Source organism: Georgenia sp. SUBG003, assembly GCF_000715355.2.
Lineage (GTDB): Bacteria > Actinomycetota > Actinomycetes > Actinomycetales > Actinomycetaceae > Georgenia.
In genome coordinates this window covers 3,280,187-3,294,210 of sequence record NZ_CP180204.1, presented here as the reverse complement: position 1 = coordinate 3,294,210, position 14,024 = coordinate 3,280,187, and the positions used below count along the sequence as shown (strand labels likewise).

At 73.7% G+C, this 14,024-nt stretch carries 11 protein-coding genes and 3 pseudogenes; 7 read left to right on the top strand and 7 right to left on the bottom strand.

All coding sequences use genetic code 11. The features are described 5' to 3' along the window. Positions 1–14 precede the first annotated feature (14 nt). From DA06_RS17065 to DA06_RS17055, 3 genes and pseudogenes are all read left to right on the top strand, one after another. Positions 15–1,761, top strand: a pseudogene (locus DA06_RS17065) (pyruvate dehydrogenase). Between the two features lie 183 nt (positions 1,762–1,944). Then, positions 1,945–2,907, top strand: coding sequence for an LLM class flavin-dependent oxidoreductase (locus DA06_RS17060; protein ID WP_052436893.1), 963 nt, complete (start codon positions 1,945–1,947; stop codon positions 2,905–2,907). A 67-nt stretch (positions 2,908–2,974) separates the two neighbouring features. Beyond that, on the top strand, positions 2,975–3,919 hold the full coding sequence (locus DA06_RS17055; RefSeq protein WP_418605539.1) for an LLM class flavin-dependent oxidoreductase: 945 nt from the start codon (positions 2,975–2,977) through the stop codon (positions 3,917–3,919). Positions 3,920–4,147: 228 nt separating this feature from the next. Here the strand turns inward: DA06_RS17055 and DA06_RS17050 are convergent, their stop codons facing one another. The 3 genes from DA06_RS17050 to rocD all read right to left on the bottom strand — a co-directional run bounded on the left by DA06_RS17050 (position 4,148) and on the right by rocD (position 6,876). Further along, positions 4,148–4,600, bottom strand: a complete 453-nt coding sequence (locus DA06_RS17050) for a hypothetical protein (protein ID WP_043502282.1) — start codon at positions 4,598–4,600, stop codon at positions 4,148–4,150. 680 nt (positions 4,601–5,280) lie between these two features. Beyond that, positions 5,281–5,466 carry a hypothetical protein gene (locus DA06_RS17045; protein WP_043502277.1) on the bottom strand — a complete coding sequence of 62 codons (186 nt, stop codon included), beginning with the start codon at positions 5,464–5,466 and terminating at the stop codon, positions 5,281–5,283. A gap of 204 nt (positions 5,467–5,670) precedes the next feature. Further along, complete coding sequence (gene rocD, locus DA06_RS17040; RefSeq protein WP_043502289.1) at positions 5,671–6,876, bottom strand: ornithine--oxo-acid transaminase; 1,206 nt, start codon at positions 6,874–6,876, stop codon at positions 5,671–5,673. 537 nt (positions 6,877–7,413) lie between these two features. Here rocD and DA06_RS17035 point away from each other — a divergent pair. After that, positions 7,414–8,865: a dicarboxylate/amino acid:cation symporter gene (locus DA06_RS17035; RefSeq protein WP_418605537.1), complete on the top strand. Its 1,452-nt coding sequence runs from the start codon at positions 7,414–7,416 to the stop codon at positions 8,863–8,865. A gap of 333 nt (positions 8,866–9,198) precedes the next feature. Here DA06_RS17035 and DA06_RS17030 read toward each other — a convergent pair. From DA06_RS17030 to DA06_RS17020, 3 genes and pseudogenes are all read right to left on the bottom strand, one after another. After that, positions 9,199–9,501, bottom strand: a pseudogene (locus tag DA06_RS17030) (universal stress protein); the annotation flags it as partial. Between the two features lie 134 nt (positions 9,502–9,635). After that, entirely contained in the window at positions 9,636–9,914 is a 279-nt protein-coding gene (locus DA06_RS17025; protein WP_052436892.1) for a helix-turn-helix domain-containing protein, read from the bottom strand. Between the two features lie 571 nt (positions 9,915–10,485). After that, the gene (locus tag DA06_RS17020) at positions 10,486–10,923 is read right to left on the bottom strand and encodes an SRPBCC family protein (protein WP_043502275.1); all 438 of its coding nucleotides are present in this window, start codon (positions 10,921–10,923) and stop codon (positions 10,486–10,488) included. 296 nt (positions 10,924–11,219) lie between these two features. On the opposite strand from DA06_RS17020, the gene DA06_RS17015 reads away from it, so the two are divergent. Beyond that, entirely contained in the window at positions 11,220–11,699 is a 480-nt protein-coding gene (locus DA06_RS17015) for a nucleoside deaminase (RefSeq protein ID WP_043502274.1), read from the top strand. An 85-nt stretch (positions 11,700–11,784) separates the two neighbouring features. On the opposite strand, the gene DA06_RS17010 is transcribed toward DA06_RS17015, so the two are convergent. Then, the gene (locus DA06_RS17010) at positions 11,785–11,892 is read right to left on the bottom strand and encodes a hypothetical protein (protein WP_418605535.1); all 108 of its coding nucleotides are present in this window, start codon (positions 11,890–11,892) and stop codon (positions 11,785–11,787) included. 179 nt (positions 11,893–12,071) lie between these two features. Here DA06_RS17010 and DA06_RS17005 point away from each other — a divergent pair. Both DA06_RS17005 and DA06_RS17000 read left to right on the top strand, forming a co-directional pair. Next, positions 12,072–12,668, top strand: a pseudogene (locus DA06_RS17005) (glycosyltransferase family 39 protein); the annotation flags it as partial. Positions 12,669–12,891: 223 nt separating this feature from the next. After that, the gene (locus DA06_RS17000; protein WP_052436890.1) at positions 12,892–13,923 is read left to right on the top strand and encodes a hypothetical protein; all 1,032 of its coding nucleotides are present in this window, start codon (positions 12,892–12,894) and stop codon (positions 13,921–13,923) included. Positions 13,924–14,024 lie beyond the last annotated feature (101 nt).

Sequence of the window (14,024 nt, the reverse complement as noted above, 5' to 3'; positions counted from 1 at the left end):
CTCAGGAGGCCGTCGTGGCCCGCTCCGTCGCCGAGTTCCTCGTCAACCAGCTGGTCGCCGCCGGCGTCGAGCGCCTCTACGGCATCGTCGGCGACTCGCTCAACCCCGTGGTCGACGCCGTCCGGCGCACCCCCGGGATCGACTGGGTCCACGTCCGGCACGAGGAGTCGGCGGCGTTCGCCGCGGCCGCCGAGGCGGAGGTCACCGGGAAGCTGACCGCGTGCGCGGGCTCGTGCGGGCCGGGCAACCTCCACCTCATCAACGGGCTGTACGACGCGAACCGCTCGCGGGTGCCCGTGCTCGCCATCGCCTCGCACATCCCGAGCACCCAGATCGGCACGCAGTTCTTCCAGGAGACCCACCCGGACCGGCTCTTCACCGAGGCCTCGGTGTACTCGGAGATGATCTCCAGCAGCACGCAGATCCCGCGCGTGACCCGCACCGCGATCCAGCACGCGCTGACCGCCCCCCGGCGTCGCGGTGCTCACCCTGCCGGGCGACGTCGCGGACGAGGAGGTGCCCGACGACGACGCCCCCCATCCTCGTCCCCCGGCGCCTGCCCCCGCGCGCCTGGTCCCGAACCTCGACGACGTCAGGGCGCTCGCCGAGGCCGTGAACCGGGCGAGGAAGGTGACGCTGTTCGTCGGAGCCGGCGCCCGCGGCGCCCGCGAGGAGGTCCTCGAGCTGGCCGACCTCGCCGCCGCGCCCGTGGGGCACTCGCTGCGCGGCAAGGAGATCATCCAGTACGACAACCGCTTCGACGTCGGTATGTCCGGCCTGCTGGGCTACGGGGCCTGCCAGTCCGCCATGGACGACGCCGACCTGCTGGTCCTCGTGGGCACCGACTTCCCGTACGACTCGTTCCTGCCCGCGGGCGTGCCCACCGCCCAGATCGACATCGACGCCTCGCACCTGGGACGGCGCACCCGGCTGGACCTGCCCGTGCACGGTGACGTCGGCGAGACGCTGCGCCTGCTCAACCCGATGGTCCGCCGCAAGACGGACCGGAAATTCGTACGCCAGATGACGAAGAAGCACGCCGACCTCATGGGCAAGGTGGTCGGCGCGTACACGAGGAACGTGGAGAGGACGAGGCCGATCCACCCGGAGTACGCGGCGGTCCTCCTGGACGAGGCGGCCGCCGACAACGCGGTCTTCACCGTCGACACCGGCATGAACAACGTGTGGGCGGCCCGCTACATCACGCCCAACGGCCGGCGCCGGGTGATCGGCTCCTTCCTGCACGGCTCGATGGCCAACGCGCTGCCGCACGCGATCGGCGCCGCGATGGCGGAGCCGTCCCGCCAGGTCGTCGCGCTCGCCGGCGACGGCGGACTGTCCATGCTCCTGGGCGAGCTCATCACCGTGCGCAACTACGACCTGCCGGTCAAGGTCGTCGTCTTCAACAACGACACCCTCGGCATGGTCAAGCTCGAGATGCTGGTCGAGGGGCTGCCCTCCTACGGCACCGACTCTCCCGACGTGGACTACCGCAACGTCGCGCTCGCCCTGGGGATCCCGGCCGTGCGGGTGGAGGATCCGAAGGACCTGCGCAAGGCGCTGAAGGACGGGCTTCGCCGCCCCGGACCGGCGCTGATCGAGGTCGTCACCGACCCCAACGCGCTGTCGATCCCGCCGTCCATCACCTCCGGCATGATCCGCGGCTTCGCGACGGCGATGACCAAGCAGATCCTCGGCGGCGGCATGGGCGAGGTCATGGCGATGGCGCGGTCGAACCTGCGCAACGTCCCGCGCCCCTGACCACCCGCCTCCTCCCGCCGCGAGTCCTCCCGCCGCGAGTCCTCCCGCCGCGAGTCCTCCCGCCGCGAGACGTCATCTTCTCCGCGAGACTCGCGGAGAAGATGACCTCTCGCGGAGAAGATGACGTCTCGCGCGTCGAGGGAGGGCGGAATATCGGCCGGTCCGCCGGGCATTGACCCTGCCATGACGGACTACGGGCACGACCTGCTCTTCGGGTCGTTCATCACCCCCAGCAGCGCGGCACCCCAGCGGGTCGTCGCGCTGGCTCAGGCCTCGGAGGCAGCGGGGCTGGACCTCGCCACCTTCCAGGACCACCCGTACCAGCCCGCGTTCCTCGACACGTGGACGCTGATGAGCTACGCGGCCGCACGCACGCAGCGGATCCACCTCTCGGCCAACGTCGTGAACCTGCCCCTGCGCCCGCCGGCCGTCCTCGCGCGGGCCGCGGCAAGCCTCGACCTCCTCAGCGGCGGCCGCCTCGAGCTCGCCCTGGGGGCCGGCTCGTTCTGGGACGCCATCGAGGCCATGGGCGGCCGGCGGCTCACCCCCGGGCAGGCCGTCGCCGCCACGAGCGAGGCGATCGACGTCGTCCGCGGCATCTGGGACACCAGCACGCGCGACCGGCTGGTGGTCGACGGCACCTTCCACCGGCTCGACGGCGCCAAGCGCGGGCCGGCCCCGGCCCACGACATCCCCATCTGGCTCGGCGCGCTCGGGCCCCGGATGCTCCGCCTCGTCGGCCGCAAGGCCGACGGGTGGCTCCCCTCGTTGCCCTACCTGCGCTCCGTCACCGCGCTGGCGGACGGCAACGCCGTCATCGACGAGGCGGCGGAACGCGCCGGGCGGGACCCCCGCGCCGTGCGCCGCCTGCTCAACGTCGGCGGCCAGCTCACCTCCCAGCCGTCCGACCGGTTCCTCGTCGGGCCGCCGCGGCAGTGGGTCGACCAGCTCGCCACCCTGACCCTGGAGCACGGGGTCTCGGGCTACATCCTCATGGGCGACGACGAGGGCACGCTCGCCCTCCTCGGCCAGGAGATCGCGCCCGCCGTGCGGGAGCTGGTCGCGTCCGAGCGCGGCCATCCCGGCACCTCGCCGGCCTCCGTGTCCGCCGCCCCCGGCCCGGCGGCGACCCTGCCCGGGCCCTGACCGACGACGCTCCGGCCCCCGCGCGGCCGCGCGCACCGTCGTACCCCCCCTGCTCCCGAGGAGAGCCTTGGACTACGGTCACCCCCTCCGGCTCGGCACGTTCATCACCCCGAGCAGCGCCGACCCGCAGGCGTCCGTCGAGCTGGCCGTTCTCAGCGAGAACCTCGGCTACGACGTCGTCACGTTCCAGGACCACCCCCACCAGCCGCGTCTCCTCGACACCTGGACCCTGCTGAGCTGGGTCGCCGGGCGCACCGAGCGCATCCAGCTCGCCCCGAACGTGCTCAACGTCGTGATGCGGCCGCCCGCCGTCGTGGCACGCGCCGCGGCGAGCCTGGACCTCCTGACCGACGGCCGCGTCTCGCTCGCGCTGGGAACCGGGCACTTCCGGGAGGCGATGGAGTCCATGGGCGCCGACCGCCTCACGCCCGGCGGGTCGGTCGGCGCGCTCGCGGAGGCCGTCGACGTCATCCGGGCGATCTGGTCCGCCGGGCCCTCCCCGCTCCACCTGCCGGGCGAGCACCACCGCCTCGACGGCGCCAGCGCCGGACCCGCCCCCGCGCACGACATCCCGGTGTGGATCGGCGGCGGCCGGCCCCGCATGCTGCGGCTGGTCGCCGCCGTCGCCGACGGCTGGGTCGTGCCGGGCGGCGTCGCCGGACTCCCCGCCCTCCGTGCCGGGAACGCCGTCGTGGACGACGCCGCTGCGCGGGCGGGCCGCGACCCGCGGGAGATCCGCCGCATCGTCAACATCGCCGGCCGTTCACCGCAACCCCCCGGCGCTTCCTCACCGGGCCGGCGACGCAGTGGGTCGAGGACCTCCTGCCCCTGGTGCTCGAGGACGGCGCAGGCACGCTGGTCCTCGCGTCCGACGACCGGAAGACGCTGCGCCGCTTCGCCGGCGACGTCCCGCCGGCGGCCTGCGCCAGCGCGTCCTCGACGGCGTCGTAGGCGTCGGCGGCTCCGCGCAGGTAGCAGGCGGTCGCCTCGTACTCGAGCGCGAGCCAGGTGAGTCCCTCGGGCGGGAGCTGGGCGGCGACGGCGGACGCCTCGACGCGGGCGAGCCCGGCGGGGGCGTAGAGGCCCGAGGCGAGGACGGCGGGATCGAGCGGGACCGCGCCGACCCGGGCCGCGAGGCCGCGCACGTCCTCGGCGAGGTCCTCGAGCACCCGGGCCTGGGCACGCATGTCCGTCGTCCGCGCGTCAAGGGAGCCTCCGCCGCCGGAGACCGTCAACGAGCTCACTCGACGTCGGCCGTCCGGCCGGCCTGCTCGCGCGCGAGCGTCGTGAGGGCGCCGAGAAGCTCGGTCCGCAGGGCGCGACGGCCGCTGAGCTGGAGGGTCACGGCGTCGTTGGCCGCCTCGGTCAGCCGGAGGATCTCCTCCGCCGTCCAGAGCCAGGCGCTGCGGTACGGGGCCGTGCGGTGCTCGGTGCCCAGGACCGTGACGTCGACGGCGCCGGTGAGGCTGCGGGCCGCGGCGCCCAGCGTCGCGAAGGCCTCCTCCGGCAGGTCGGTGAGGTGGTGGGCGAGGTCCTGCCGGCCCTCGCGCAGGGCCCGGACCAGGGCCACGGAGCGGGGCCAGGGAACCGGCACCGGCGGGCCGGGCCAGTACCGCTCGCCGGACGGCGCGGCGGGCACCGCGCGCATGAGGTGCGCGAGAAGGTGCTCGGACTGCAGGAACGACAGCTCCACGGCCGCCTCGTCGACCGGGGGTGGCAGTGTCGCCGTCGTCCGTCGACCTGCGGCGGCGGGCCAGCCCGACGGCGCGCGACCCGTCCCAGGCGACCACCTCGGTCACCGCCGTCGGGCCGTGCACCGCGCTGATGCGGGCGCGCACCCCCCGGCCGGCCCAAGAGCGACAGTCCGCCGACGACGGCCGGCAGCAGGTGCTCGGGAGAGCCTGCTCCGTCGACGGGAACGGAGACGGCCAGGCCCTGGGCGGCGAGCCGCTCCCAGGCGGCGACGCGCTCGGCGGTGCCCAGGCGGGCACCGCGGTCGGCCGTGAAGGCGGTAGGAAGCGCGAGCTCGGGCGCGCTGTCGAGAGCCCCGAGCATGACCTGCCACGAGGCAAGGTCGACAGACAGGAGGAGGGGGCCCGTGATGTCGTGCAGCCGCAAAGCTTTGACCCCCAACGAGGCCCCCTCCCGGGTCGACGCCCGAGACGTCGTCCACCGGACGCCCCCTGCGCCCGCTGTGTCTCCATGTCTACCCGGGTGTCCCGGAGACCGCCATGGGGAGAACTCCCCATGTGCAGATCCCGTGTCGGAGCTCGCCTTGGACCGCGGGCGTCGGATATGGGTCGACGCTGCGGCGCCCTCGCACCTGGACGGGTGCGAGGGCGTCGCGGCCGACGACGGAGCGGCGGCGGAAAGCTACCGCCTCGGCTGGCGCAGCGGGACCGCCGGCCGCCGTGGCGGCGCCTGCGGGGGGACCGGCTGACGGGCCGGCGTGGCCCGGCGGCGCCGCAGGTCCGTCAGCGGGCGGTGCGGCTGCTCGGCGATGCCGGCGAGGCCGTGGCCGAGGCTGTTGAGCGTGAAGGCGTGCAGAAGCGGTTCCAAGGGGTACCTCCTGAGATTCTGGGCCCGGGCCACGGGCCGGGGTCTGGCCGTGCCGCGTGTGCCGTCACCGCCTGAGCGGGCAGTCGCTGCCGACGCCGGAGCGCCGGCCGGCTTCAGGAGTTCTTCTTCATGGCGCAGAGCGTGTCAGGCACCGGCTCCGCGCGTCGACCGAATATCAGGCTGCCGTCGCGCGTCCGCAGTCAGCTACGCCCCGACGGCCCCACGACGGTCGCGCAGCACCTTCGTGAGGATGTCGAGGGCGAGGTCGAGATCCTCGCGCTCGATCGTGAGCGGGGGAGCGAGACGGATCGTCGAGCCGTGGGTGTCCTTCGCGAGGACCCCGTGCGTCGCGAGCAGCTCGCACGTCTCCCGCCCGCTGAGCCCCAGCGAGGGCTCGACGTCGAGCCCCGCCCACAGCCCCACCGTCCGCGCCGATGCCAGCAGGCCCTCGTCCACGAGGGCGTCCACGCGCGTGCGCAGCTCCGCGCCGAGCGTCGCCGCCCGCGCCTGGAGCGTGCCGGGCACGAGCAGGTCCACCACCGCGATGCCGACGGCGCACGCGAGCGGGTTGCCGCCGAACGTCGACCCGTGGGTGCCTGGGGTCAGGACGCCGAGCACGTCACGGCGTCCGACGACGGCCGAGACGGGCAGGATGCCGCCGCCGAGCGCCTTGCCGAGCGTGGTGAGGTCGGCGCGCACGCCGGCGAGGTCCTGCGCCAGCGTGGTGCCCGTGCGTCCCAGGCCGGACTGGACCTCGTCCAGCACCAGCAGCACGTCCCGCTCGTCGCACAGCTGCCGCAGGCGGGGGAGGTAGTCGGTGGGCGGGATGATCACGCCCGACTCGCCCTGGACCGGCTCGACCAGCACCGCGACGGTCGTGTCGTCGACCGCCTCCGCCACGGCGTCGGCGTCGCCGAAGGGCACGATCCGGAAGCCGGGCGTGTAGGGGCCGAACCCGTCGTGCATCTCCGGGTCGTCGCTCATCGAGACGATGGTGGTCGTGCGGCCGTGGAAGCCGCCCGAGGCGACGACGATGCTCGCCGTGCCGTCCGGGACGCCCTTGACGTCGTAGCCCCACCTGCGGGACGTCTTCACCGCGGTCTCGACGGCCTCCGCGCCCGTGTTCATCGGCAGCAGCATCTCCGTGCCGGTCAGCGACGTGACGGCCCGGGCGAACGGCTCGAGCAGGTCGTGGCGGAACGCGCGGGAGGTCAGGGTGAGAGTGTCCAGCTGCTCCTGGGCGGCGGCCACGAGCGCGGGGTGGCGGTGCCCGAAGTTCAGCGCGGAGTAGCCGGCCAGGCAGTCCAGGTAGCGGCGGCCGTCGACGTCGGTGACCCACGACCCCTCGCCGGAGACGAGGACCACGTCCAGCGGGTGGTAGTTGGGCGCCAGGGCGCTCTGGCCGGTCACCCCGGGCCTGGCGGCGCGGGACGTGGTGCGCGGGACATCGGCGTGCTCGAGCAACGGTTCCTCCCTCGTACCGATGATGCTGCTGACGGTAGGGCCACCGGAGTCGGTTGGGAAGGAGATTGCCGCGACGCGGGTCACAATTCGGCCGCAACCCCTTCGCAGGCCGGCGGGTGTGCGTTACGGTGGGCGCCGGCCAGCATTCTTGCGGCCCGTGTCCCTTTTCAGGAGTGTTCGTGCTGAACCCGTGGAACCTCACCGTGCGCTACGCCGTCGACCTCTGTCGTCAGGCGAGCATGGTGTGTGCGTCCGCGGCCTGCTGTTGTCGCTGACCGCTCGCTGACCGCGAGCTCACCGACCGGCGCGTGACCGTCCCCGCGCCCTCCGTACCGCTCCCGGCGCCTGCGTGCGCCTCCACCCGCTGAGCCCGGCCCTCTCGCCGGCCTCACCGGTCCCGTTCTGCCGCCACGCCCTCGCGCGGCGTCCTCTTCCGTGCGCCCACCGCGCGCCCGGACTCACCTGAACCGAAAGGTCACGCCCGTGTCCTCCACCCCGTCCCCGACGGCGACCGCGCCCAGGCGCCGGCTCCGCCTGCCGTCGTTCAGCACCCAGATCCTGCTCGGCCTCGCGCTCGGCGTGCTCGCCGGGTGGGCCGCCCTCGAGATCGGCCAGACGCCGGCCGGCGAGGACAACTGGCTCACCGTCACGCTGAGCACCATCGGCGGCTCGTTCGTCAACCTGCTCAAGGCCGTCGTGCCGCCACTGGTGTTCACCGCCATCGTCGCCTCGATCGCGAACCTGCGCGGCGTCGCCAACGGCGCCCGCCTGGCCGGGCAGACGCTGCTGTGGTTCGCGATCACCGCTCTCGTCTCCGTCGCCATCGGCATCGGCCTGGGCCTGCTGCTCCAGCCGGGCTCGAACACCGCCGTGGACGCGGGGGACGCCGCCGCGCCGGGCCGCACGGGCACCTGGCTCGACTTCCTCCAGGGTCTGATCCCGGCCAACTTCCTCGGCCTCGGTGCGTCCTCCACCCTGGACACCGGCGACGACGGCGCGATCGTCGGCGTCACCACCGGCGTCAGCTTCAACGTGCTGCAGATCATCGTCATCGCCCTCGCCGTCGGGATCGCGGCGCTGAGGTCGGGCAAGAAGGCGGAGCCGTTCCTGGCCTTCAACAAGTCGCTGCTCAACGTCATCCAGACCGTCCTGTGGTGGATCATCCGCCTCGCCCCGCTGGGCACGCTGGGTCTCGTCGGCCGCGCGATCGCCACCTACGGCTGGAGCTCGCTGACGAACCTGGGCACCTTCGCGCTCGCGATCTACGCCGGCCTGGCGCTCGTGATGTTCGTGCTCTACCCGGTGCTGCTCAAGACCCACGGCCTGTCCGTCGGCCGGTACTTCCGTGGCGCCTGGCCCGCCATCCAGCTCGCGTTCGTCTCCCGCTCCTCGATCGGCACCCTGCCCGTCACCGAGCGGGTGACCCACCGCAACCTCGGTGTGCCGCGCGCGTACGCGTCCTTCGCGGTGCCGCTGGGCGCGACCACGAAGATGGACGGTTGCGCCGCGATCTACCCGGCCGTCGCCGCGATCTTCGTCGCGCAGTTCTTCGGGGTGGACCTGGGGGTCACCGACTACCTCCTGATCGCGTTCGTCTCCGTGGTCGGCTCCGCCGCCACCGCCGGCCTGACCGGCGCCACGGTCATGCTGACCCTCACGCTGTCCACCCTGGGCCTGCCCCTCGAGGGCGTCGGCCTGCTCCTCGCCATCGACCCGATCCTGGACATGGGCCGCACCGCGACCAACGTCGCGGGCCAGGTGCTCGTGCCGGTGATCGTGGCGAAGCGGGAGAACATCCTCGACCTCGACCAGTACGCCTCCGCCGACGCCGAGGACCTCTTCGAGGACGACGACGAGGACGAGACCGAGCTCGAGACCGCCGGCACCAGGGCCGACGACGGCGCGGCCCCGGCTCTCGTGGCGAGCCGCGTCTGACGGCTCTCGGTCCGGGAACCTGTCGGGCGGACCGCGACGCGTCCGGACCCGGCCACACCACGACCCGGTCCCGAGCAGAAACGCAGACGGGCCGACGGCGGAGACAGACTCCGCCGTCGGCCCGTCAGGCGTTCCCGGGCCCCTGCCGCGCCCGTGGTGCTGGCAACACCGGGGGCCGGGCCGCCGGCGTCCCGGGGGAGCCCGCGGCTCCGGGGCCGCTGGCCGGCGGCCGGGGCCGCTGCCCCTCAGGCCTTGACGGCCAGGACCGGCGCGGGGGGTGTTGAGCAGGATCTTCTGCGAGTTGCTGCCGAGGACGAGCTTGCCCACGGGGGTGCGCCTGCGAAGTCCGATCACCACGAGGCTCGCGTCGACCTCCTCGGCGACCGCGCCGATCTCGTCGGCGGCGTCCTTGCCCCGCACGAGCTGACGGACGACGCCGTCGACCCCTGCCTCGGCAAGGGTCCGCCGCACGTCGTCGAGCTCGTCCTCGCTGGCGAGCAACGGGTCGCGGACACCGTCTCCGTCGGAGACGTTCAGGACGACGACGTCCTCGTCGTGCGCCCGGGCCTCCGCGAGCGCTCGTTGCAGGGCGGCCTTGCCCTCGGGCTTGGTGGTGTAACCGACGACGATGGTCATGCGGGAGTCCTTCCTCGGACCGGGCAGGCACGTACACCTGGCGTTACGGGCATCATGGCGCAATCCGGACTGCTCCCGCACAGGACCTGCGTCCCGGGCCGAGAGGGCCCGCACCCCGGACGAGCGGTCGGAACTCACCAGGCAGGCCGCACCGGAGGCGGCGGTGGTCTCGTCAGCTCTCCGGGCCGGATCCCCAGCGTCCGCGCGAGGCGGCCGACCTCGTCCAGTGTCCACGGAGCCCTGCCGGTGTAGCGAAGGGACACTGCCGAGCGTGAGATCCGCACGATCTGCGCGACGTCCTTCTGGGCCAGGCCCCGCCGGGCGGCCTCGTATCTGATGTTGGCCGCGACAACCGCGGCGAGCCCTTCCTCGATGAGGTTCGGAGGTTCGAAAGGGTCAGCGATCGGGGCCATGCCGGCGTCCTGTCTTGCGGTGCGTCGGTGCGGAGCGGGCAGCGCGGTGCGTCGGTGCGGAGCGGGCAGCGCGGTGCGTCGGTGCGGAGCGGGCAGCGCGGTGCGTCGGCGCGGAGGGGTCGGCGCGGTGCGTCGGCGCGATGAGCGTGACCATTTTCGCAACTTCCAGCTGCGAGCGATCCGTGCCAGTCCCGCTTGCGCCGGTGGTCAGCTGCTCACACCTGATCCGGCGGCGGCACGGCCGCCACCGGTGCGAGAGGGGAATGAACCTGGTGCGCAGGCTCGGGTATGGGTGTACTGGCGAGCGCTGAGCTGTCCGCGGTCGCGCCTGGCTGGAAGACGCCGAAAAGGTCATGTCGCTCCGACGCAGTCGCAGCGGTGTGTTCTCTGAAGACATGTGCCTGATGGTGGCCGGTCATGCGGGCCGACATGTCGGCGATCCACACGGCCGGTTCCGTCATGCCTGATCCACAGGTCCCAGGTTCGCATCCGCGACCACCGTGCCGTGCACCGCCCAGCCAGCGAGAGGCTGAAGGGGACCGCCTCAGCCACGACGATCCGCCGGTAGCAGTCAGTCGGCAGCGGTGGTGAGGTGCCGCGCGACCCTCTGCAGCGCGAGCGCCGTCATCGCCTCGAGCACCGGGCTCAGGACCAGGCGGGTCAGGCCGCGGGGTAGCGGACCGCGCAGCCACACGTCCTCCTGCCAGTCCGCCACGCACGTCCCGGGCCCGGCCGGCGTGACCGTGATCCGCACGTCGCCGAGGATCACGGGTCCGAGCTTGCGCACGCGGAGCTCGCCGTCGTGCCGGTCGCCGTCGGGGTGGCGGACGTCCTCGACCTGCATCCGGTCGCGGAAGAACCCGGCGGTCACGGCGGTCAGCACGTCACCGCGCCGGGCGGGCGGGGGCGGGGCGTCGGTGGTGGTCAGCGGGATCCAGCGGTGGTGCCCGCGAAGGTCGGCGAGAAGCGCGAAGGCCTCGGCGGCGGGGGCGGGAAGGGTACGGCGCACGCCGTCATCCTGACCCGGCCCGGCTCCGTCCGCCTCCGAGGCGCCCCCGCCGGCAGGCGCTGCCGGAAGCCGTGACGCCGCCCCCGGCGGGCGGCAGGATACGCAGATGGAGCAGAGCCGGGCCCGCGTCGTCGTCGCCGCCACGACGGTCCGCCCGCCGGTGAGCGGCCTGTCGGTTCGACACGGGCGGGGATCTTCGGGAAGGTTCCGCCACGCACGGGTCCACGGGGCGCGGTACGTGCGCGACGGAGCAGCGACGCTCCCGGTCCCTGCGGCCCCGACGAGGAGGACGTCCGATGCGAGACCCTGAGCAGGCAGCTGCGCACCTGGCCCGCGCCGTCGAGCTGGCCACCGCCAACGTGGCCTCGGAGGGCGGGCCGTTCGCCGCCGTCGTCGTCACGGCGGACGGCCGCAGGTTCGAGGGGACCAACCGCGTGACCTCGACGCTCGACCCGACGGCCCACGCCGAGGTGGTGGCGATCAGGACGGCGTGCCGCGGCACCGGCTCGGCGGACCTGACCGGTGCCACCCTGTACAGCAGCTGCGAGCCGTGCCCGATGTGCCTGAGCGCGGCGCTGTGGGCGCGGATCGACGCGGTGTACTACGCCGCGGACCGGCACGACGCCGCGCGCGTCGGGTTCGACGACGCGGAGTTCCACAAGTACGTCAGCAACCACGACGAGCGCGACCGGATGCCCCTGATCGAGCTGCGGCCGGGCAACGCCACCGCCCCGTTCGAGGCGTGGGAGGCCTACGAGGACCGCGTGCACTACTGACGGACGCCGGCCGCGGCACAGTCGGTCCTGTCCGCGCCGGTCGGCGGGTCCAGCCGACGCTCAGGTCGTCCGGTGCGGGAGCCGCTCAGGTCGTCCGGTGCAGCAGGTCGTGCTCGGCGATGAGGTCGCGCGACAGCGTCTTGTACCCCTCGCGCTCGAAGAAGATCGTGATCCTGTCCTCCTCGTGCCGCATGACCACCCCGTCGCCCCACTCCGGATGGGCGACGGCGGCCTGGAGCGGGAACGGGTCCGGCTCCGCCGGGCTGCCGGTCCCGCTCGCCCCCTCGTCGCCGCGCGGGCCGGGGCCGTCCCGCGCGCCACGAGACCGAGCACCTCAGCGACGGCGCCCGGCGCGAGCTCGCGCGGTCGGTCATGCGCCGCGGGTTCCGCGAACGACGCTCGGCCGCCCCGCTCGACGCACCCCGCCAGGACCCGAGGTCCGACGTCGAGATCGAGGACGACCTCCGGGCCCGGCTCGGCCTGCGCTCCCTCGGCGCAAGACTCGACCCGACCGTGCGGCTGTGGGGATGGCTCGGGCCGCTCCTGGTCACTGCGCTTGCCGCGGTGATGCGGCTGGTCAACCTCAACCACCCGTCGCGCCTGATCTTCGACGAGACCTACTACGTCAAGCAGGCGTTCTCCATGCTCACGCTCGGGTACGAGGGCGAGTGGGCCGAGGACTCCGACGGCCGCTTCGCCCAGGGCGACAACTCGGCCCTCTCCACCGAGGCGGACTACGTCGTCCACCCGTCCGTCGGCAAGTGGATGATCGCCGTCGGGCTGCGGCTCTTCGGGGCCGACAACGGTGCCGGCTGGCGGTTCGCGGCCGCCGTCGTCGGGGCGATCTCCGTCCTCCTCCTCGCCCGGATCGCGGTCCGCATGTTCGGCTCCGTCCTGCTGGGCACGGCGGCCGGGCTGCTCCTCGCGATCGACGGGATGCACCTGACCGAGTCGCGTACCTCGCTGCTCGACGTCTTCCTCATGTTCTGGGTGCTGGTCGGGTTCTGGTTCGTCCTGAGGGACCGCGAGTCCACGCGGGCGGTCCTCGCCCGCCGGACCGCGAAGCTCCTGGCCGACGACGTGGCGGGCGGCGCGGGCGGCCGCGCGACGCTGACGGAACGCCTGGCCCCGAGGGTCGGGCCCCGCTGGTGGCTGGTGGGCGCCGGGCGTCGCCCTGGGCCTGGCGTGCGGCGTGAAGTGGTCGGGCATCTACGCCGTCGCCGTCTTCGGCGTCATGGTGTTCGTCTGGGACACCTGCGCCCGCCGGGCCGTCGGGGCCCGCTCCTGGCTCGTGGACGGGGCGCTGCGCGGCGGGCTCCCGGCCTTCGTCGCGCTCGTCCCGACGGCGGCCCTGACCTACGTCGCGACGTGGTTCTCCTGGTTCACGCACCCGGACGCCTACCGGCGGCAGTGGGCGGCGGACCTGCGGGCGAGCGGTGCCGCCGTGCCACGCTCGTGGCTGCCGGACTCCCTGAACTCCTGGTGGGAGTACCACCTCGTGATGTGGGACTTCCACAACAACCTCACGCCCGAGCACGCCTACGCCGCGCACCCGGTCGGATGGCTCATCCAGTGGCGGCCGACCTCCTTCTACTGGCCCGACCCCGCCCCGCCGCCCGAGGCGTGCGGTGCGCAGCGGTGCGTGGAGGCGATCACCTCGGTCGGCAACCCGATCGTCTGGTGGCTCGCCGCGCTCGCTCTGGTCGTGCTGGTGTACGTCGCCGTGCGCGGGCGGGACTGGCGTGCGTGGGCGGTCCTCGCCGGGTACGCCGCCATGTACCTGCCGTGGTTCGCGTACGCGCACCGCACGATCTTCACGTTCTACGCGGTCGCCTTCGTGCCGTTCGTCGTCCTCTGTCTCGTCTACGTCCTGGGATTGGTCACTGGCCTGGTGCGCCCGCCCAGGCCGTTGCGCGGAGCGGACCGCGCCGATGCTCGTGCCGCCGACGACGCGGCGACGGCGGAGGCGGCCTGGGCGAACGGCACGACGCCGGACGGGACCACACCCGACGTCGCGGCCACCTCCTCCCCCGCGCCGTCGACGCTCGCCCTTCTCCTCACGCACGACGGGTCGGTCGAGCTCAGCCGCCGGTCCTGGGCGGTCCTGGGCGTCGTCGTCGGCCTGGCGGTCCTCGCGGCCGCGTTCTGGTGGCCCATCTGGACCGGGCAGACGGTCTCGTACGACTTCTGGCGCTGGCACATGTGGCTGGCGAGCTGGATCTGAGCGCCGGCCAGGGACGTGCCCATCGTGGTCCGCGGGACGCGGGCCCTCGCGCAGGAGTGGCCTACCGGTTCCTGGCGGCCGCGCTCCGCGAGGCGGACGAC

Bases quoted from the DNA above. Each gene is read 5' to 3' on its own strand.
- DA06_RS17060 (WP_052436893.1), top strand. From the start codon at position 1,945: ATGACGGACTACGGGCACGACCTGCTCTTCGGGTCGTTCATCACCCCC.
- DA06_RS17025 (WP_052436892.1), bottom strand. From the start codon at position 9,914: ATGGCCCCGATCGCTGACCCTTTCGAACCTCCGAACCTCATCGAGGAA.
- DA06_RS17015 (WP_043502274.1), top strand. From the start codon at position 11,220: ATGCGAGACCCTGAGCAGGCAGCTGCGCACCTGGCCCGCGCCGTCGAG.
- DA06_RS17010 (WP_418605535.1), bottom strand. From the start codon at position 11,892: ATGCGGCACGAGGAGGACAGGATCACGATCTTCTTCGAGCGCGAGGGG.